This window comes from Clostridium sp. FP1, assembly GCF_011065975.2.
Classification (GTDB): Bacteria; Bacillota; Clostridia; order Clostridiales; family Clostridiaceae; genus Clostridium_AD; species Clostridium_AD tagluense.
In genome coordinates this window covers 3240462-3259408 of the sequence record NZ_JAAMNJ020000001.1, presented here as the reverse complement: position 1 = coordinate 3259408, position 18947 = coordinate 3240462, and the positions used below count along the sequence as shown (strand labels likewise).

At 30.4% G+C, this 18947-nt stretch carries 23 protein-coding genes; 21 read left to right on the top strand and 2 right to left on the bottom strand.

The window, feature by feature from the left end; translation table 11 throughout:
* Positions 1-7: 7 nt before the first annotated feature.
* Entirely contained in the window at positions 8-730 is a 723-nt protein-coding gene (locus G9F70_RS15930; protein ID WP_164943901.1) for a hypothetical protein, read from the top strand.
* 55 nt (positions 731-785) lie between these two features.
* On the opposite strand, the gene G9F70_RS15925 is transcribed toward G9F70_RS15930, so the two are convergent.
* A complete protein-coding gene (locus tag G9F70_RS15925) occupies positions 786-1046 on the bottom strand; it encodes a glutaredoxin family protein (RefSeq protein ID WP_124999195.1) in 261 nt (86 codons plus the stop codon).
* A 183-nt stretch (positions 1047-1229) separates the two neighbouring features.
* Here G9F70_RS15925 and G9F70_RS15920 point away from each other — a divergent pair, with 183 nt between their 5' ends.
* The 8 genes from G9F70_RS15920 (at position 1230) to rd (ending at position 8287) form a co-directional block, all read left to right on the top strand.
* A complete protein-coding gene (locus G9F70_RS15920; RefSeq protein ID WP_164943900.1) occupies positions 1230-2255 on the top strand; it encodes an AI-2E family transporter in 1026 nt (341 codons plus the stop codon).
* Positions 2256-2257: 2 nt separating this feature from the next.
* Entirely contained in the window at positions 2258-3178 is a 921-nt protein-coding gene (locus G9F70_RS15915) for a putative RNA methyltransferase (RefSeq protein ID WP_224617612.1), read from the top strand.
* A 47-nt stretch (positions 3179-3225) separates the two neighbouring features.
* Entirely contained in the window at positions 3226-4014 is a 789-nt protein-coding gene (locus tag G9F70_RS15910) for a RelA/SpoT domain-containing protein (RefSeq protein ID WP_164943898.1), read from the top strand.
* Between the two features lie 23 nt (positions 4015-4037).
* Positions 4038-5792 carry a DUF4153 domain-containing protein gene (locus tag G9F70_RS15905; protein ID WP_164943897.1) on the top strand — a complete coding sequence of 585 codons (1755 nt, stop codon included), beginning with the start codon at positions 4038-4040 and terminating at the stop codon, positions 5790-5792.
* Positions 5793-5884: 92 nt separating this feature from the next.
* Positions 5885-6376 carry an LURP-one-related/scramblase family protein gene (locus tag G9F70_RS15900; protein ID WP_164943896.1) on the top strand — a complete coding sequence of 164 codons (492 nt, stop codon included), beginning with the start codon at positions 5885-5887 and terminating at the stop codon, positions 6374-6376.
* A 118-nt stretch (positions 6377-6494) separates the two neighbouring features.
* Complete coding sequence (locus tag G9F70_RS15895) at positions 6495-6728, top strand: hypothetical protein (protein WP_164943895.1); 234 nt, start codon at positions 6495-6497, stop codon at positions 6726-6728.
* Positions 6729-6910: 182 nt separating this feature from the next.
* Positions 6911-7921 (top strand): spore photoproduct lyase, encoded by a 1011-nt coding sequence (gene splB, locus G9F70_RS15890; protein WP_164943894.1) that lies wholly within the window; start codon positions 6911-6913, stop codon positions 7919-7921.
* A 207-nt stretch (positions 7922-8128) separates the two neighbouring features.
* Complete coding sequence (gene rd, locus G9F70_RS15885) at positions 8129-8287, top strand: rubredoxin (protein ID WP_124999217.1); 159 nt, start codon at positions 8129-8131, stop codon at positions 8285-8287.
* A 103-nt stretch (positions 8288-8390) separates the two neighbouring features.
* On the opposite strand, the gene aat is transcribed toward rd, so the two are convergent.
* A complete protein-coding gene (gene aat / locus G9F70_RS15880; protein WP_164943893.1) occupies positions 8391-9059 on the bottom strand; it encodes a leucyl/phenylalanyl-tRNA--protein transferase in 669 nt (222 codons plus the stop codon).
* Positions 9060-9360: 301 nt separating this feature from the next.
* Here aat and G9F70_RS15875 point away from each other — a divergent pair, with 301 nt between their 5' ends.
* The 12 genes from G9F70_RS15875 to secD all read left to right on the top strand — a co-directional run bounded on the left by G9F70_RS15875 (position 9361) and on the right by secD (position 18943).
* Complete coding sequence (locus G9F70_RS15875) at positions 9361-9930, top strand: DUF523 domain-containing protein (RefSeq protein ID WP_202882612.1); 570 nt, start codon at positions 9361-9363, stop codon at positions 9928-9930.
* Positions 9931-9947: 17 nt separating this feature from the next.
* The gene (locus G9F70_RS15870) at positions 9948-10172 is read left to right on the top strand and encodes a DUF1722 domain-containing protein (protein WP_202882611.1); all 225 of its coding nucleotides are present in this window, start codon (positions 9948-9950) and stop codon (positions 10170-10172) included.
* A 61-nt stretch (positions 10173-10233) separates the two neighbouring features.
* Complete coding sequence (locus G9F70_RS15865; protein ID WP_164943892.1) at positions 10234-10992, top strand: hypothetical protein; 759 nt, start codon at positions 10234-10236, stop codon at positions 10990-10992.
* 193 nt (positions 10993-11185) lie between these two features.
* Positions 11186-11785 carry a Holliday junction branch migration protein RuvA gene (gene ruvA / locus G9F70_RS15860; RefSeq protein WP_164943891.1) on the top strand — a complete coding sequence of 200 codons (600 nt, stop codon included), beginning with the start codon at positions 11186-11188 and terminating at the stop codon, positions 11783-11785.
* A gap of 23 nt (positions 11786-11808) precedes the next feature.
* Complete coding sequence (gene ruvB, locus G9F70_RS15855) at positions 11809-12867, top strand: Holliday junction branch migration DNA helicase RuvB (RefSeq protein WP_187352957.1); 1059 nt, start codon at positions 11809-11811, stop codon at positions 12865-12867.
* A 32-nt stretch (positions 12868-12899) separates the two neighbouring features.
* Positions 12900-13925, top strand: coding sequence for a tRNA preQ1(34) S-adenosylmethionine ribosyltransferase-isomerase QueA (gene queA, locus G9F70_RS15850; RefSeq protein ID WP_224617610.1), 1026 nt, complete (start codon positions 12900-12902; stop codon positions 13923-13925).
* A 50-nt stretch (positions 13926-13975) separates the two neighbouring features.
* On the top strand, positions 13976-15106 hold the full coding sequence (gene tgt / locus G9F70_RS15845; RefSeq protein WP_164943888.1) for a tRNA guanosine(34) transglycosylase Tgt: 1131 nt from the start codon (positions 13976-13978) through the stop codon (positions 15104-15106).
* Between the two features lie 128 nt (positions 15107-15234).
* Positions 15235-15528, top strand: a complete 294-nt coding sequence (gene yajC / locus G9F70_RS15840) for a preprotein translocase subunit YajC (protein ID WP_164943887.1) — start codon at positions 15235-15237, stop codon at positions 15526-15528.
* 96 nt (positions 15529-15624) lie between these two features.
* Complete coding sequence (locus tag G9F70_RS15835; RefSeq protein WP_164943886.1) at positions 15625-15993, top strand: TIGR04086 family membrane protein; 369 nt, start codon at positions 15625-15627, stop codon at positions 15991-15993.
* 67 nt (positions 15994-16060) lie between these two features.
* Positions 16061-16198: a six-cysteine ranthipeptide SCIFF gene (scfA, locus tag G9F70_RS15830; protein ID WP_124999239.1), complete on the top strand. Its 138-nt coding sequence runs from the start codon at positions 16061-16063 to the stop codon at positions 16196-16198.
* Positions 16199-16260: 62 nt separating this feature from the next.
* Entirely contained in the window at positions 16261-17625 is a 1365-nt protein-coding gene (scfB, locus tag G9F70_RS15825) for a thioether cross-link-forming SCIFF peptide maturase (RefSeq protein WP_164943885.1), read from the top strand.
* Positions 17626-17704: 79 nt separating this feature from the next.
* Positions 17705-18943 carry a protein translocase subunit SecD gene (secD, locus tag G9F70_RS15820; protein WP_164943884.1) on the top strand — a complete coding sequence of 413 codons (1239 nt, stop codon included), beginning with the start codon at positions 17705-17707 and terminating at the stop codon, positions 18941-18943.
* Positions 18944-18947: the final 4 nt, after the last annotated feature.

Below are 18947 nucleotides of genomic sequence, written 5' to 3'. Positions count from 1 at the left end.
AGTTACAATGATGGTAGAAGATAATGAAATTTACAACTCTATTGTAATGGAATTTAAATTAAGTAGTGATATTTTAGAAAAAATGAAAAGCCAAGTTGAAGATTTAACTAAAGCTAAAATGGACCTATGCAATCTTTTAAAGATAAGAGTGTTTTCAGATGAAGATTTAAATGTATATGAAAAAGAGTTTATTAGAAATATAGATATAAATAAATCAAAGATAAAAGGCTTTGAGAAAAGACAAATAGAGCTGAAAGATAAGATTATACAGCACAAACAGGAGATTAAGGTGATTAAGGTCAATATGAATAAGTTAGAAAATAAAATAATACAAGAGCGAAGACAAAGTAAAAAATATAATGAAGCTCTTAGGATTTTTGTTAAAAGAGAAAAATTTAAATCTATTAAGAAAATACTTTTTAGTAGCTATAGAAGGGTATTTTTGAGATATTCTAATGAGCTGAGTATAAAAACTAAAATCCTGCAATGTAATAAAATAAAGGAAAAAATCAGACAAGAAAAACAATATGATAACAATAGTATAAGTAAATATAAGAGAAAAATAATTGCAGATAAAGTGTCCTTAGCAAGAATGAGAAAGTGTATTATAAATATGGAAAAAGGCATTGATTTTTTTCTTATAAGAATTCAGAGTTTAGGGGAGTATAAAGAAATTGAAAAAAAATTTATACTAGAAGTTAATCATTACAAAAAATCAAGACATCTTTAAAAAAATAACTAGTTTAAATGCTAGTCTATTTTTTTAGATGCCAATATAAACTTTTCTATTTTAATGCCATTTGGAACACTTTATTAACAATATTTTTAGAGGTAGCTCCCTCGTGAATTTTAACTCCGTCTACATAGTAGGTAGGTACATAATAATAGGTGTATTGTTTTGCTATATCCGGTTGAAGTTCTTCATCAATTATTTTAATTTCAATATCAGCATATTCTGGATTTTGTTTCTTTATATCATCCATCCAAGCAAGTGCTTTTTTGCAATATGGACACCATTCAGTTACAAACATAATTACAGGTTTCATTTAATATCACCACCAAACTTTTTAAATAATATATATATTATTTCATATTATTTTATATATAAATATTATACACTATTTTTCGCATTCTTCACCTATTATAATAATTATTTATAGAAATCAGTTAAATGATTTGCTATAATGAAATAGTTAAAAATAAATAAAAGAAATGAAGGAGAACCTTGAATGCAAACAGTTAAACAGTTATTTCAGAGAGAAACAGTAATAAAAATAATATTATTACTAGCATTAGCATTATTTGCATATTTAATAAGATCTATTTTTAATTTGGCTTTATTAACTTTTATGATTACTTATTTAGCTAATAGTTTACAGTGTTTATTGGTTAAGCAAATCAATAAAGTTATAAAAGTAAATCCAGCTCTTATTACCATAATTATTTATATGTTTATGGCTGCAACTATAGTTCTTCTACTAGTTAAGTATATACCAATTGCTATTTCCGAAAGTATACTTATTTTGGATAAGTTGGAGTATATTAAATTTCCTAAGACTACTAGTGGGGTAATGGTTTATTTAACGCCCATATTAGAGCAAATTGACATAGCTAGTTATGCAAAATCTGGTATCCAAAGTATTATGTTTTTTGTAACTGATTTTGGAAAATGGAGCTTGAATTTTTTTATGGCACTTTTAATAAGCTTCATATTTATATTAGAGAAAGGCAGTATCTTAAAATTTCTATATAAGTTTAAAGAGAGTAAAATATCAGTGGAATATAACTACCTTAGCTATTTTGGCAATAATTTTTTAAATTCTTTTGGTAAAGTAATACAGGCTCAAATAATGATAGCTATTACAAACACAGTATTATCAATTATTGGACTTACTATAATGGGATTTCCTCAATTATTAGCGCTTGCCTTTATGATATTTATTTTAAGTCTTGTACCAGTAGCTGGGGTATTTATTTCATTAATCCCACTATGTTTAATTGCTTTTAAGATAGGTGGGCTAATTAAAGTAGTTTTCGTGCTTATTATGATTTTTATAATTCATGCTATTGAAAGTTATGTTTTAAACCCAAAGCTTATGTCTGATACCACACATCTTCCAATATTTTTTACTTTTGTTACATTAATAGTGTCAGAACATTTTATGGGCATTTGGGGTCTACTTCTTGGAATACCAATATTCATATTTTTATTAGATATAATTGGCGTAGATTTAAGCGAGAAAAAATCACACTAAAATTGAATAAAAATAAAAAAACTATAAACGACTTTAGCAGATTTAAGGAAGGCAGTGATTTTGTGACAACAGAAAATATGGAATCTATATTAAAATGTCCTGTTTGCAATTTATGTCTAAAAAAACATGAAAAACAATACATATGTACAAATAATCATAGTTATGATATAGCAAGCAAAGGATATATTAATCTTTTACTTGCTAATCAAAAGAACACAAAAGAGCCTGGGGACAGTAAAGAAATGATGGAAGGTCGGAGAGACTTTTTAAATAAAGGTTATTATCACACTTTCTCTGAAAAATTAAGCGAGGTAATAATATCAAATATAAGTGGAAACACTGTAAATATACTTGATGCTGGTTGTGGAGAAGGGTATTTTTTATGGAGATTAAAGGAAGCTATATATAGCAGTGAAGCTAAGATTACTCAAAATAGTATGATTAATTTTTTTGGTGTAGATATTTCGAAAGCAGCAGCTACTTATGCAACTAAAAGAGATAAAAAAATAAACTTTATAGTTGGAAGTAATTTTAACTTACCTATAATGACAAACACCATAGATATTATTATCAGAAACTTTGCACCTTCTGATGAGACTGAGCTTAAGAGGGTTCTAGTGGATAACGGCAAGTTAATTGTTGTAACACCTGGGATTCAACATTTATATGGGTTAAAAGAAATATTATATGTAAATCCTAGAGAACATGAAGAAAAAGAAATATCCTTTGAGGGATTTAAGTTAATTGACAGAGCAGAAGTTAAGTACGATATTCATATAGACGATGGGGAGCATGTAAAGAATCTTATTGCAATGACTCCTTATTATTGGACTTTTGATAATTGTATGAGAGAAAAAGCCAGTGGAACTTCTAGACTTTCAACCTTGCTCCATTTTAATATTAATGTATATGAAAAGTGTTAATAATATACTAAAATCATAAAGCATATTATATTAATTAGGGGGAAATCATGAATCTTAAAAAAGAAGACTTCTTAAAGAAAACTCATATTACAGAAAATGATATTATTAAAAATGAAATAGATTGGGCGGTATTAAATGAAATATACACTGACTTTGATAGCTATAGGAGTAGTTATGAGAGTCAGGCTGGATTTATTGCAGATACTCTAAGAACACATAAAAAAATACATTCAGTAAAGTCTAGAGTTAAAGAATCGGATAGGTTAATAGAGAAGATAATTAGAAAGACGCCAGGGCGAAAAGAAAAATATGGCGCAGAATTTCAATTTTCCATGGAAAACTATAAAGAAGAAATAAATGATTTAATAGGGGTTAGGGCAATACATATTTTTAAAGAAGATTGGGAAGATATACACAATTTTATTTATAGTACTTGGAAAGTAATTGAAATAACCGCCAATGTTCGTGAAGGTGATGATACTAAAAGGTTTGATGAATTAAATATTCAAATTCATTCTAGAAAATCAGGCTACCGTTCTGTTCACTATTTGATAGAATTTTTTCCAACCAGCCAAAAGGTTATAGCAGAGATCCAGGTGAGAACAATATTTGAAGAAGGCTATGGCGAAATCGACCATCAGTTAAGATATTCACATAAGGAAATTCCAGAAGTGCTAGCACTTAATCTACTATTATTTAATCGTATAGCAGGTAGTTCCGATGAAATGGCTTCTCTAATAAATCTACTAAATAAAAATTGGACTGAAATGGAAGCAAAATATGAAAAGATAATAGCGCTAAAGGATAAAGAAATAAATGAACTCAAAGGAGAATAATAAAATAATGAAGGAGGAATGTAATGAAAAAAGCGTTTAATGCAATATTGAAAGGCATTGTGAGAAGTATTAATAGATTCCCACAAACTATTGGTATATCAACGGCGTGTGTTATACTTCTCATTTATATATCAGAAGTAATAGCAGGAACAAGTGGTGATTTTATAGAAACCCTCCGTAGGATAACTATGATTGTTGCTCTTGGAATTCCGCTTTCATTATGTATTAACCTTTTTTTTGAAGGCTTAGAAACCTACAAGAAGGTATCGCTGTACGCTTCTTATTTAGGAGGTACTGTTTTACTAATCTTCTATTATTACTTCTTCCTAAAGGATATAGGGATGCTTGACATGGTTTCAATGTCAAGATATATTGCCTTTAACCTTATTCTATATTTAATTTTTCTTTTCATATCATATTTACCAAATCGAGAAAACTTTGAGATTTTTGCTGTAAGAGTTTTTACTAGATTTTTCACTACAGTTTTATACTCCCTAGTTTTATATCTTGGACTTGCGGCCATTCTTTTTACAATTGATAGACTTCTAGGAATTAATATTAAAGGTGAGCTTTACTATTACGCTTTTCTTATTGTCGCTGGTATATTCGCGCCTGCATTTTTTCTTGCAGGTCTTCCTACAAAAAATGAAATATTATCTTTAAAGGATTATTCGCGGCTTTTAAATGTACTTGTGCTATACATCATAATGCCACTTATTTCAATATATACAATAATACTATATATCTATTTCGGGAAAATAATTATTACAAGGCAATGGCCAGAGGGTCTTGTATCTCATTTGGTGCTTTGGTATTCTGTGATAAGTTCAGCGGTGCTATTTTTTATATCACCCTTACTTCATGAGAAGACCTGGCCCAAAAGATATATGAAGTATTTTCCAAAGGCAATCTTTCCGTTAATAGTCATGATGTTCATCTCTATAGGAATAAGAATTAATGCATATGGGGTAACTGAAAATAGATACTTTGTTGTAGCGCTTGGTATATGGGCATTTTTAGTTATGATTTACTTCGCAACTACAAAAAAACTAAGAAATATAATGCTTCCACTATCACTTGCAGTAATAACATTTATATCTGTATTTGGGCCTTTTAGTAGCTACTCAGTTTCAAAATACAGCCAAAATAAGAGGTTAGCTAAGATATTCATTGCAAACAATATGATTAAAGATAGCAATGTAATTAAAGCAAGTGCTGTGGTTTCTTCTGAGGATTCAAGACAAATATCTAGTATTCTTAATTACTTTGATAGAAATCACAGTCTAAAAGATATTAGGGGATTGCCACTAGACTTTAAAATATCTAATATGGAAAGGATAATGGGCGTAAAATACACTGATGAATATAATACAGGTAACAATGGATATTTTTATTTTAATTCCTTAGGTTCACTAAAACCAATTGATATAAAAGGATATGACTATTTGTTTGATTCAAGAAATTCTAGGCAACAGAGCGCAAGTAGCTCAGACTTTAGCATATATTTTGATTATGAATCAAGCATTTTAAAGATAGCTCAAGATGGAAAAGATATTTATGAAAAAGATCTAATGGATTTTGCCACTAAGCTTATAGATAAATATGGAATTAACCCGAAAAATCAAGCTACAACTCAAGAGGAAATGCTCTTTGAAGATGAAAATAGCAAAGTGAAAATTAAGATACAATTCTCTAATCTATCAGGAAATAAGAATACTTCAAGTGGTAAAATAGAATCAAAGAATTTTGAATTTTATGTTCTTGTGAAATTAAAATAAACAATTGGGTGTGGGATTATCCTGAGTAATTGAATAATATTATAAATTATTAATAGGATATATAAGCAGGAATTTTAAAAGGGGGTTTTTGTATGAAGTTTTATATTCGAGAAAAAATATTCTCAATAGGTGACAAATTTAGCATTCAGGATGTTTCAGGTAATGATGTATTCAATGTAGAAGGAAAGGTTTTTTCCATAGGAAATAAGTTGAAAATTTACGATGTGGATAACAACGAGATTGTTTATATTGAGCAAAAGTTATTTAAATTACTTCCTGAATACAATATATACTTAAACGGGAACTATGCTGCGAGAGTGAAAAAAGAATTTACTTTCTTTAGTAATAGGTTTGATATAGACAGCAACATGGGGAACTATGAAATTGAAGGGAATTTTCTTGCTCATGATTTTTCCATTACAAAGAATAGTAGCACGGTTGCACAAGTAAACAAAAAATGGTTATCTTGGGGAGATACTTATGAGATTGATATCAATGAACAGGAAAACTATGCATTTATATTAGCAATGGTAATTGTAGTAGATCAAGTATTACATGATAACAAAAACAATAATAATGGATAATTACTACTAAAATACTGGATTTTCTAATAAAATTTTATTAATTTGAGTAGAAATGATTTATTCATGCTCTTTAAGATGTTATAATGTATTTGATAAATAAGAGATTAGAGGTGCAGATATGACTAATGATGAGATATATAAACGTATAATGATTATGGCTAGTGTTAAAGCTGCAAAAAACTTTGTTAAAACTTGTGAGATAAGTAAGGGCGACTTAAGTAAGCTTTGCAAGAGATATAACATATTTGTAGAAGGTAAAGCTACTAAGGAAGACATAATTGATAGATTTGTAAATGAAACACTTGGCATAAAATTAAGAAATAAGGTAATCAACAAATACAATATTAGGTAAAAATTATTTATTTAATAATAATAATTTAATATAGGGAGGATGATATATTTTTATTGTATCATTCTCCCTATATTTTGGTTGTAATGCTAAATAGAAAGTCATCAGCTATAATATCTAAATGATAATATATAAAATGTATAAATAACTTTCTTTAATAAAATAATACCTATGAGGTGAAAATAATGAAGTTGTTTATACCAGATATTGCATATATAGACCCTAAAATTCTAAAATACCCTGCTGGGGAAAAAGTTATAGAATATTTAGAAAGCTTGAATATTCCCATAGTTAATTCTAAAAAAGTAGTAATCGATTGTGAAACTCCTGAGGAAAATTATGCTATGGCTAAAAAGACTGTTCTTTTTACAACAAATGGCCAAAAGAAATTGGTAAGCTGCAGACCATCAGCAGACTATCAATTTTCACTATCAAGTTCCTGCCCTGCCAATTGTGAATATTGTTATCTTCAGACAACTCAAGGTGAAAAACCTTTTATGAAAATTTTTTTAAATATGGATGAGATTTTGGAAGTTATTCAAAGTTATATAGATAATAACATGCCAAATATTACTTCATTTGAATGTGCAAGTATAACAGATCCCGTTGCTCTTGAACACTTAAGTGGAAACTTAAAAAGGTGCATAGAATATTTTGGAGAGAGTTCCAATGGCAGATTGAGATTGGTTACTAAATTTGATGATGTTGATCCATTTTTAAAGCTAAAACATAATAAGCACACAAAGTTTAGATTTACTTTAAATTCCCGTTATGTAATAAATAACTTCGAACATAATACTTCAAGTTTTTATGAGAGAATAGAAGCAGTTAAAAAAATTGCTCGTGCCGGATATCCTATAGGATTCATAATAGCTCCAATTATGATATATGATAATTGGAAAGAAGAGTATAAGGAATTATTTGACATATTGAAAATAGCATTACAGAGTTATAAGGGCGAAATAAGTTTTGAACTTATTCAACATAGATTTACTAAAGCAGCAAAGGAACTAATAGTTCAAAGATTTAAGAATACTGCGCTTAATCTAAATGAAGAAAATAGGCAATTAAAATGGGGGCCTTATGGAAAATTTAAGTATGTATATAAGAAACTAGATAGTGAGGATATGAGTAGTTATATATCAAAACTGATAAATAGTAATTTTAACGGAGCAATAATTGAATATTTTACTTAATACTCACTATCAAGAAAAAATAAATATTGTTAATCCCTAGCAAATATGATAATATGTCAATAAGTTAAATTATTAGAAAATTCGTGAAAATCATTAAAGGTATTTCTACAATTGGAATTGAAAAATAATATGGTAATAAAAAATTTCGAGGGGGATAATAACTAATAATTGTTATTTACTCTATAGAAATAAAAAGGAGGAATATTTATGGATAAATATGTTTGTACAGTATGCGGTTACATTTATGACCCAGCAGTAGGTGATGATGAAGGTGGAATTAAACCAGGAACTAAGTTTGAAGATATTCCTGAAGATTGGGTTTGTCCACTATGTGGAGTTAGTAAATCAGAGTTTGAAAAAGTATAATAGAAAAAATAAATTAGCATAAAGATATATATCTTTATGCTAATTTATTTTTTCTATTATAGATATATCTATTATCTTACTAATAATTGAAGAATATATGTAACTAAAAGCACAATTTCAAAGGTTCTACTGAAATTCCTCTTTGTACCACCTGTAAAAAATCCTCTCTAGAAATATAAACTGCGCCTAAGCTTTCCAAATGATTTGTATGAACTTGGCAGTCAATCACAATAAACCCCTTTTCTTCTAATACCTTGCTAAGCGTAATAAAGGCAGACTTAGAGGCATTATCCATAGTTGAAAACATAGATTCACCAAAAAAACATTTTCCAATACACACACCATATAATCCCCCAACTAATTTATCCTCATAAAAGGCTTCTACAGAATGTGCGAAGCCAAGCTCATGTAGCTTGCAGTAAGCCTCTATCATTTCATTTGTAATCCATGTACCTGTTTCTTTTCTCATATTAGAACAATTGGATATAACATCTCTAAAACAAGTATCAAAGGAAACTCTATAGGTGTTATTTTTAAGTATTTTTTTCATAGAATGAGAAATTCTAATATCTTTTGGATAAAGAACAAATCTTGGATCTGGTGACCACCAAAGTATGGGCTCCTCCTCTGAAAACCATGGAAATATTCCATTAGAATAGGCAAGGAGTAATCTTTCTGGGGATAGATCTCCTTCTAGAGCTAAAAGTCCATCCTCCTCTGCAAAAGATGGGTCAGGGAATGCTAAATCATTTGATAATCTATAAATTGGCATTATATGCTCCTTTCATTGCATTTGAAAATCAATTAACAATCATAATAATATTAAATTTTACAGCATAAATTCCATTAAAGGAAGGTAATCTTATATTTTTTGAAGAAATATTGCAAGGGCAGTTTTCTTTTGTGGTTAATTTTTTATAGAAGTGGGGGACTTTCCTTCTGAAATGCCGTTAAATAATGCAGTCTGGTGTATGATAAAAAGAGGGGAATTAAAACTAATATTGAATAAGTTAAAATAGAATCATTAAATAGATTTTTTATTATAAATTTTAATTTTGAAAGCATGTTTACATATGAAACTATCTTATAAAGAGAGAACAAATAATGTGAAACCAGTAGTTGTAGTGAGTAGATGCTTAGGATTTGAAGCTTGCAGATATAATGGTCAGCTGGATGGTTGTAATTTAGTGGAAAAGCTAAAGGATTTTGTTGATTTTATAACTGTATGCCCAGAGGTGCAAATAGGACTCGAAATACCAAGAGAAGCTATAAGCGTGGTTAAAGAAAATGAGGATGCACCTGTAAAACTTATGCAACATAGCGGTGAAAGAGAATTGAGTAGTGAAATGATGGGATTTGGAGAGAAGTTCCTTAAAGAGTTACCAAAAGTGGATGGATTTATACTAAAGAGTAAATCTCCTTCTTGTGGAATAAAAGAAGTGAAAATTTACAAAAGTATAGAAAAAGGTTCTACATCTGTTAAGGGCAGTGGATTATTTGGAGGACTTGTAATGGGAAAATTTGAAGGTTTGGCCATTGAGGATGATGGTCGGGTTAAAAATTACAATATAAGGCAATATTTTTTAACAAAATTATATATTATGAAAAATTTTAGAGTGATAAAAGAAAGTATGCTAATATAAATGTACTAACAAAGTATATGGGATATTTTTCGGAAAAGCTAACTCATAGAGAAAAAGAATTCATTTTAGATACGATAGAACAATATAGACAAAGTAAAGTACCTTTTAGTGTGCCACTTTATGTTATAAAATCAAATGCTATACGTTTTGAAGAAAAAAACCTTATTAATCAAAGTTTTTTTGAGCCTTATCCCCTAGAATTAGATAATGTTACTGATTCTGGCAAGGGTCTAGATAAATAAAACATATTATTTGAATAAATACCTCTTTGTATGGACATAATTCCAAATAAGGAGGGGTAATATGAAAAACAGAAAAATTTTATACGCAATGTTAACTACCCTGTTAGTTACTTTTGTTATTGCAAGCTACTCACTTGCTCAATATATTACTAACCATAAATTAGAGCTACAATCTTCTAGTAAAATTCCATATTTAAAACTTACTACCAAAGGTGAGGATTCAATGCAAGCATCAGTGACTACTAATTTGCCTAAGGCCTTAGAAAATACGAAATTTGTTTTTAAAATTAAATATAAAGACTGTGAAGTAAGAAATATGGTATTAGAAAAACATTTTAATGGATCAACTCTATTAAATAGTAAAACACAGGCACAGCTTGATGAAATTTTTAAAAACCAAGGTTACACAGTTTCTAATATGAGTAATAGTGAAATCGTTTTTGTTAGTAAAAGTGATAGGTACAGTTATAGTGCAAATAGATATTTTTTAGGTGTATATGATAACCTTGTAACAATTTACAAAACAGATAATAAAGGCGATATAACAGCTCATAAAATATTTAATTCTAATGTATATGCAGAAAATGGTAACCAGAGGCAATATGATTTTGAGGCAAAAGACAGCGGAGAATTACAATATGTAAAAATAAATGACTTAAAAGAAAAAGACGGATTGGTAGAAGATTTAATTTATGGCAGGAAATATAGTAAAGACATTGTTGGTCCTCAATCTATAGAAGTTGATCAGGAATACGAAAGTGGAGAATTCAAAACTCCTGAAAAAGCTTTTGATTATGCTAGGGGTTTATTAAAATCTTAATACCCTCATTGTAAAATAAAAAAACCTTAAGAAAAACATATTTCTTAAGGTTTTTTTACTTATTTATAACATTTCTATTGTTAATTATTGAATTAATAGCGGTTAGGTGGTAAAGTATTATATAGTCGCTATTTTCTGGTGGAAATAGTAAATGTCAATTTTTATATCCCTGGAGAACGCTAGGAGGAATATTGTGTACGAATATATAAAAGGAATTTTTGTAGGTATTAATAAAGACTATATTGTAGTAGATAATAATGGTATGGGGTACAAAATATATACCTCCGGCAGTACTATGGCAAAGATGCCTAAAACTAATGAAAGTGTGTTATTATATATAAAGCAAATTGTTAGAGAAGATTTTATTGGATTATACGGATTTTTAACAGTGGATGAGATTGAGATGTTTACCCTAGTAATGGGGGTCAATGGAGTTGGTGCAAAAGCTGGCTTATCACTACTTTCTATTTGTAATGTACAAAGTCTAAGATATGCTATTGTATCAGGAGACGAAAAAACTCTGCAAAGAGCCCCTGGCATAGGGAAGAAAATTGCGCAAAGGGTAATTCTAGAGCTTAGGGAAAAAATTCATATTGAGCAGTCTGAAGTTAACAATTTATCACAGGGATTAGGGAGTGACTTAGTTGAGGATAGAAAACTTATGGAGGTTTTGGGAGCTCTTATGTCACTTGGATATTCTGAAAAAGAAGCTGAAAAGGCATTAAAAGTTAGCGATAAGAAACTAACCCTTGAAAATATGATTAAAGATTGTTTGAAATATTTAATGAACTAAGGTGGGAGTATACTATGGATGATATAGAGGAAAGAATTATTACTTCTTCTATCATTGAAGAAGATATGGGGGCGGAATATTCCCTAAGACCACAAAGGCTTAGAGAGTATATTGGTCAACCAAAGATAAAAGAAAAACTTAATATATTCATTAAAGCAGCTATTAGCAGAGAAGAAGCTCTTGATCATGTGCTTTTATATGGACCGCCTGGACTTGGAAAGACAACCCTTGCCAATATTATTGCAAAGGAAATGAAGGGAAACTTAAAAATAACCTCAGGTCCCGCTATTGAAAGAGCAGGAGATTTGGCATCTATTTTAACTTCACTTAGTGATTATGATGTGCTTTTTATTGACGAGATACATAGGCTCAGTAGAAATATAGAAGAAATATTATATCCTGCTATGGAGGATTATGCACTAGATATTGTAATTGGAAAGGGAGCTTCAGCTAAATCTATAAGACTCGATTTACCAAAGTTTACACTCATTGGTGCAACCACTAGAATAGGACTACTAACAGCACCTCTTCGTGATAGATTTGGGGTACTAAGTGCTATGGAATATTATACGCAAGATGAGTTAAAAGAAATAGTAATTAGGTCTTCAGATATTTTAAAAGTAGAAATCACTGATGAGGCGGCTGTTGAAATTGCAAGGCGTTCAAGGGGTACTCCTAGAATTGCTAATCGTTTGCTTAAGAGGGTTCGCGACTATTGTGACGTTAAGGGCAATGGAATTATCGATTTGAAAATAGCTAGGTTAGCTTCAGAACTTCTTGAAATAGATGGTGAAGGCTTTGATAGAATAGATAACAAAATGCTGGCAGCTATTATAGATAATTTTAATGGTGGACCAGTAGGCATAGAGACACTATCCTATTTTATAGGTGAAGAAATAGGGACTCTCGAGGATGTCTATGAACCTTATTTAATTCAAAAGGGATTTATAATAAGAACGCCAAGGGGAAGGATAGCATCTGAAAAGGCCTATGAACATTTAAATAAACCTTTGAAAAAGTCCAAGGTTCATAAAAACCTTAGACAATTTACAGTATTTGATGATAAAGACAATGAAATTTAAATTATTTTGCATAAAGAAAGGGTGTAGTTTTTTTGAAAGTAAAGGATTTTAATTTTGACTTACCACAGGAGCTTATAGCGCAGCATCCACTCCAAAAAAGAGATGAGTCAAGACTTATGGTAATTAATAAAACAAGTAGCGAAATACAGCAAAAAAAATTCAAAGATATAATAGATTATTTAAACTCAGGAGATTGTTTAGTGCTAAATGATACTAGGGTTTTACCTGCAAGACTTCTTGGGGTAAAAGAAGGAACAGGCGGTAAAATGGAATTTCTTCTTCTAAAGAGAATAGATATTAATCACTGGGAGACCTTAGTAAAACCTGGAAAAAAAGCAAAAATTGGAACTAGATTTATCTTTGGTAATGGAGAATTAAAGGCAGAGGTCATAAGTATTTCTGAGGGTGGTAGTAGAATAGTAGAATTTGAATTTGAAGGAATCTTTGAAGAGGTTTTAGATAAACTTGGAGAGATGCCACTACCACCATATATAACTGAAAAATTAGAAGATAAAGAACGATATCAGACTGTGTTTTCAAAACAAATAGGGTCAGCAGCAGCTCCTACTGCAGGGCTTCATTTTACAGAGGATCTGCTGTCTAAAATTAAAGCTAAGGGTGTAAAAATTGCATTTGTAACACTGCATATAGGGCTAGGTACTTTTAGACCTGTAAAAGCTGAAACGGTTGAAGAACATGAAATGCATTCAGAATACTATGTTTTAAATAAACATACAGCTGATGTAATTAATGAAACAAAAGAAAATGGTGGCAGAATAATTGCGGTAGGAACTACCTCTAATAGAACCTTAGAAAGTATAGCAAATGAGAATGGGAGAGTAGAAGAAAAATCAGGTTGGACAGATATATTTATTTATCCAGGCTATAAATTCAAAATTGTTGATGCATTAATAACTAATTTTCATTTACCAGAATCTACACTAATAATGCTAGTTAGTGCTTTTGCAGGCCAAAATTTAGTTATGGGTGCTTATGATATGGCGGTAAAAGAAAAATATAGATTCTTCAGCTTTGGAGATGCAATGTTTTTATATTAGTGAATAATTAAGAACTAACTCTTAATTATTGTAAGGAAAGAAGGGTAAAAATGTTTAAATTACTTAAGAAAAGTGGTAAAGTAAGACGTGGAGAATTTACAACTCCTCACGGCACAATTCAAACACCTGTTTTTATGAACGTAGGAACTCAAGGAGCTATTAAGGGTGCCGTTTCTAGCATGGATTTAAAAGAAATCAATTGCCAAGTTGAATTATCTAATACTTATCATTTGCACTTAAGACCAACAGACAAGGTTGTAAGGCAAATGGGAGGACTTCATAAATTCATGAATTGGGATAGACCTATTCTTACAGATTCAGGTGGATTTCAAGTATTTTCTCTTGCAGCCATGAGAAAGATTAAAGAAGAAGGGGTTTACTTTAATTCGCATATTGATGGAAAGAAAATATTCATGGGGCCAGAAGAAAGTATGCAAATACAAAGCAATTTAGGATCTACCATCGCTATGGCTTTTGATGAATGTATACCCAACCCATCTACCAAAGAATATGTAGTTGATTCAGTAGCAAGAACTACAAGGTGGCTAGAACGATGTAAAATTGAAATGGATAGACTAAATTCTCTTCCGGACACTGTCAATAATAAACAAATGTTATTTGGAATAAATCAAGGGGGAACCTACGCGGATATCCGAGTAGAACATGCTAAAACCATTACTAAGATGAACCTGGATGGCTATGCTATTGGTGGTCTTGCAGTGGGAGAATCTCATGAAGATATGTATAGAATTATTGATGCTGTTGTTCCATACTTGCCACAGGATAAACCAATATATCTTATGGGAGTAGGTTATCCAAGTAATATTTTAGAAGCTGTATCAAGAGGCGTAGATTTTTTTGATTGTGTTTTGCCTGCAAGAAATGGAAGGCATGGACATGTGTTTACAAGTGATGGTAAAATAAATATAATGAATGCTAAATTTGAGCTAGATGCAGCTCCTATTGATGAAGGGTGTCAGTGTCCTGCTTGCAAGCATTATACAAGAGCCTACATAAGACACTTATTTAAGGCAAAAGAGATGCTAGCCATGAGACTTTGTGTACTTCATAATCTGTATTTTTATAATAAACTTATGGAAGACATACGATCTGCCATTGATAATGATTGTTTTGAAGAATTTAAGGCTGAAAAATTAGCGCAGTGGAATGAGAACGCATAATTAATTGCTATAATATGATTACCCTATACAAAGTAATAATAAGTAAAGTTATTAATTCTTAGGTATTAATTTTTATAGGGGAATTATTTTATTATAATTTAAAAAATATTGAAAGGAGGGGAATATAAATGAATCAAATAGTATCTTTATTACCTATAATATTAATGTTAGTAGTGTTTTATTTAGTAGTATTTATACCAGAAAACAAAAGAAAGAAAAAATATGCCGCACTTTTAAATGATTTAAAATTAAATGATGAAGTAATGACTAAAGGTGGTATAATTGGAAAAATAGTTAATCTACAAGAAGAATTTGTTATATTGGAAAGTGGTCCAGATAGAACTAAAATTAAATTGGCAAGAACAGGAATAGGTTCTGTTAGAAATTCAAGCAGTTCTGATGTGGTACTAGAGAAAAAATAAAGAATTAAGTAATAAAACCCCCTTTTTAATCATAATTAATATTATAGATTTCAACTAAATTTTTTTTATTGAAATCCACAAAAGGGGGGGATTTACATGGAAAACAAAATAAAATTTTCTTGTGCTGCAGAAGGTGTATTTAGGGCTTCAATTTTAACCTTAATTGTATTAGTAGCTTATTCTATAATAACAAGCTATTTAACAGCTAGCATGAAGGTAACATCTGTCTTTTATATTGTAATAACATTGGTTAGTGTGCTTTATGGATCAGTATATGCTGCAAAAAAAGCAGGAGAAAAAGGTTGGCTAATGGGTATTATGGTGGCAGCTATTTACATGATAATTTTATACCTAGTTAAAGTCGTTGGTGGTGGAAGTACTTCTATTGGTATGAGAGAAGTAGTAAGAATGGCTTTAGCCTTGGGTATAGGTACACTTGCTGGAATGCTTGGAATAAATCTATAGAAATACTTTATTTAGCCAAGATATTATGATATAATCATACCGAAACTTTATGAATGGAGGAATTGAAATGAAACATATAAAAACTATAAATAAAACAAGCATTAAAGAAAGTTTGAAAAAACCAGGATGCAAAGAATGTGCTAATTCATGCCAATCAGCATGTAAAACTTCTTGTACAGTAGCTAACTTAGCTTGTGAGAACTAATATTACTAATGTGGCAGTAACACTTAGAGTTACTGCTTTAAATTTGTTAGGAGGAAAATAACTTGTCACTAATTCATAAATATATACAAGATAGCGAGTATTATGTAATTGATGTAAATTCCGGAGCACTACATGTAGTTGATGAAATAGTTTATGATCTTTTGGATGATAATTTCCTAAGAGAAAAAGAAGAGTTATTAGAAAATTTTAAAAATAAATATACGGTAGCAGATATTGAAGAAGCTTATGGTGAAATTCTCAGCTTAATTGAGGAAGAAATGATCTACACAAAAGACTTGTATAGAGAAATCGCTATGGGCATTGGAGAAACCGAATCTTACATAAAGGCACTGTGTCTTAATGTAATACATGATTGTAATTTGAGATGTAAATACTGTTTTGCTGATGAGGGTGAATATCATGGTGCTAGAAGCGTTATGTCCGCAGAAGTGGGAATGAAAGCAATAGATTTTGTTATAGAGAAATCAGGTCCAAGAAGAAACATTGAGGTGGATTTATTTGGTGGAGAGCCACTTATGGCTTTTGATACAATAAAAGAAATAGTGGAACATGCGAAAGTCCAAGAAAAACTTCATAATAAATCTATAAGATTTACTATGACAACTAACGCTACATTGCTCAATGACGAAATCATGAAATATATGGATGAAAATATGGGTAATATAATACTTAGCATAGATGGTAGAAAATCTGTTAATGATAAGGTTAGAGTACGCGCAGATGGAACTGGTTCATATGATAGAATACTTCCTAAGATTAAAAAAATGGTTGATATGAGAGATAAGTCAAAAGCTTATTACGCTCGTGGAACTTTCACTAGAGAGAATACTGACTTTTATGAAGATATAAAACATATGGCAGATTTAGGTTTTAAAGAAATATCAATAGAACCAGTAGTACTACCAAATGAACATGCGCTGTCACTTAGAGAGGAAGATTTACCGACTATTTTTGAGCAATATGATAAATTATATAAAGATATGCTTCAAAGACATAAAGACGGAAATGAGTTTAAATTTTATCATTTCAATATAGATCTTAAAGGCGGCCCCTGTGTCTATAAGAGAATCTCTGGATGTGGAGCAGGCCATGAATATATAGCTGTTACTCCAGATGGTGATATATACCCTTGTCATCAATTTGTTGGTAATAAAGATTTTCTAATGGGCGATATATATAATGGAATGCATAATAAAAAAATGGAACTAGAGTTTAAAGAAGCACACATTTACAACAAGCCTAAATGTACTGATTGTTGGGCTAAATTTTATTGTAGTGGCGGATGCCAAGCAAATAACTTCAATTTTAATGGGGATATGCACATTCCTTATGAAATCGGATGCAAGATGCAAAAGAAAAGGATAGAATGTGCTATAGCATTAAAAGCAAAAACTATGGAAAAATAAATAAATTTACCTAATATTGACTAATTTTGTTAATCATAATATAATTGTATTTATGATTAAGCAACAGAGGGGGATAAAGATGAAAAAGAAAAAAAGCGCGATACTGTTTTTGACCAGTGTTTTAGTTGTTGGGATATTGGCATTTACAGGTTTCAAAGGGTTTACAATAGGAGATTATAGATTTAAACCTTTTACCCAAACGATAAATAAAGGGTTAGATTTGCAAGGTGGAATTTCTGTCTTAGAAGAAGTTCAAGGTGGGAAGGTTGATGCAAAGACCTTAGATAGAACAATTGAGCTTATTTCTATGAGAGTCAATAAAATGGGAGTTAGTGAAACACTAGTTGCCAAAGAAGGTAATAATAGAATCAGAATTGAAATACCAGGAATATTCGATTCTAAAGTAGTCCTTGATACTGTTGCAAAGTCAGGAGAGCTTAAATTCGTTGGACCTGATAAAGTTACAATTCTTACTGGTAAAGATATAAAGGATGCCACTACAGGCTTTGGTGAAGGAAATAAACCTATTATAAATCTTGAACTTAATGAAGCAGGAAAGCAAAAATTTGCACAAGCTACGCAGAAATTTTTAAAACAAAAAATTACTATTCTTATGGATAATGTGGTGTTAACTGATCCTACAGTGGAATCAGTTATTACGGATGGTAAGGCTCAAATTTCAGGAAGTAAAGATTTGGCAGAAGCTACAAGACAATCTCAAATCATTAAATCAGGAGCACTACCTGTAACACTAAAAGCTGTTTCAGTTAATACAGTTGGAGCTACTTTAGGTAAAGATGCATTACCATTAAGTATGAAGGCTGGAGCTGTTGGAATATTATTTATATTGATATTTATGATGTTATATTATAGAGCACCTGGAATAATTTCAGACATATCACTAATTTTATATGTGGTTTTGGTTCTTGGCGCATTCTCAGCCATTAATGCTACTTTGACACTGGCAGGTATAGCAGGATTCTTGCTTACGGTTGGTATGGCAGTAGATGCTAATGTATTAATATTCGAAAGAATAAAAGAAGAACTTAGAACTGGAAGATCAATAAAATCTGCTGTAGATGCTGGTTTTCATAGAGCTTTGTCATCAATATTAGATTCAAACATTACAACTATAATTTCTGCTTTAGTTCTTTATACTGTTGGATCAGGCGCAGTTAAAGGCTTCGCACTAACACTTATGATTGGTATAATTATAAGCGTATTTACAGCACTTACTAGCACTAAATTCTTATTAAAATTAGCTGTCGAAATGGGACTATTAAGTAAAACATCTCATTTTGGCGTGAAGAGGGGGTAAGCAT

Coding starts and splice junctions, on each gene's coding strand:
- secD (WP_164943884.1), top strand. CDS start 17,705: ATGAAAAAGAAAAAAAGCGCGATACTGTTTTTGACCAGTGTTTTAGTT.
- tgt (WP_164943888.1), top strand. CDS start 13,976: ATGTTTAAATTACTTAAGAAAAGTGGTAAAGTAAGACGTGGAGAATTT.
- splB (WP_164943894.1), top strand. CDS start 6,911: ATGAAGTTGTTTATACCAGATATTGCATATATAGACCCTAAAATTCTA.
- yajC (WP_164943887.1), top strand. CDS start 15,235: ATGAATCAAATAGTATCTTTATTACCTATAATATTAATGTTAGTAGTG.
- G9F70_RS15865 (WP_164943892.1), top strand. CDS start 10,234: ATGAAAAACAGAAAAATTTTATACGCAATGTTAACTACCCTGTTAGTT.
- rd (WP_124999217.1), top strand. CDS start 8,129: ATGGATAAATATGTTTGTACAGTATGCGGTTACATTTATGACCCAGCA.
- G9F70_RS15870 (WP_202882611.1), top strand. CDS start 9,948: ATGGGATATTTTTCGGAAAAGCTAACTCATAGAGAAAAAGAATTCATT.
- G9F70_RS15835 (WP_164943886.1), top strand. CDS start 15,625: ATGGAAAACAAAATAAAATTTTCTTGTGCTGCAGAAGGTGTATTTAGG.
- G9F70_RS15895 (WP_164943895.1), top strand. CDS start 6,495: ATGACTAATGATGAGATATATAAACGTATAATGATTATGGCTAGTGTT.
- G9F70_RS15920 (WP_164943900.1), top strand. CDS start 1,230: ATGCAAACAGTTAAACAGTTATTTCAGAGAGAAACAGTAATAAAAATA.
- scfA (WP_124999239.1), top strand. CDS start 16,061: ATGAAACATATAAAAACTATAAATAAAACAAGCATTAAAGAAAGTTTG.
- aat (WP_164943893.1), bottom strand. CDS start 9,059: ATGCCAATTTATAGATTATCAAATGATTTAGCATTCCCTGACCCATCT.
- G9F70_RS15930 (WP_164943901.1), top strand. CDS start 8: ATGATGGTAGAAGATAATGAAATTTACAACTCTATTGTAATGGAATTT.
- G9F70_RS15905 (WP_164943897.1), top strand. CDS start 4,038: ATGAAAAAAGCGTTTAATGCAATATTGAAAGGCATTGTGAGAAGTATT.
- G9F70_RS15900 (WP_164943896.1), top strand. CDS start 5,885: ATGAAGTTTTATATTCGAGAAAAAATATTCTCAATAGGTGACAAATTT.
- G9F70_RS15875 (WP_202882612.1), top strand. CDS start 9,361: ATGAAACTATCTTATAAAGAGAGAACAAATAATGTGAAACCAGTAGTT.
- G9F70_RS15925 (WP_124999195.1), bottom strand. CDS start 1,046: ATGAAACCTGTAATTATGTTTGTAACTGAATGGTGTCCATATTGCAAA.
- G9F70_RS15910 (WP_164943898.1), top strand. CDS start 3,226: ATGAATCTTAAAAAAGAAGACTTCTTAAAGAAAACTCATATTACAGAA.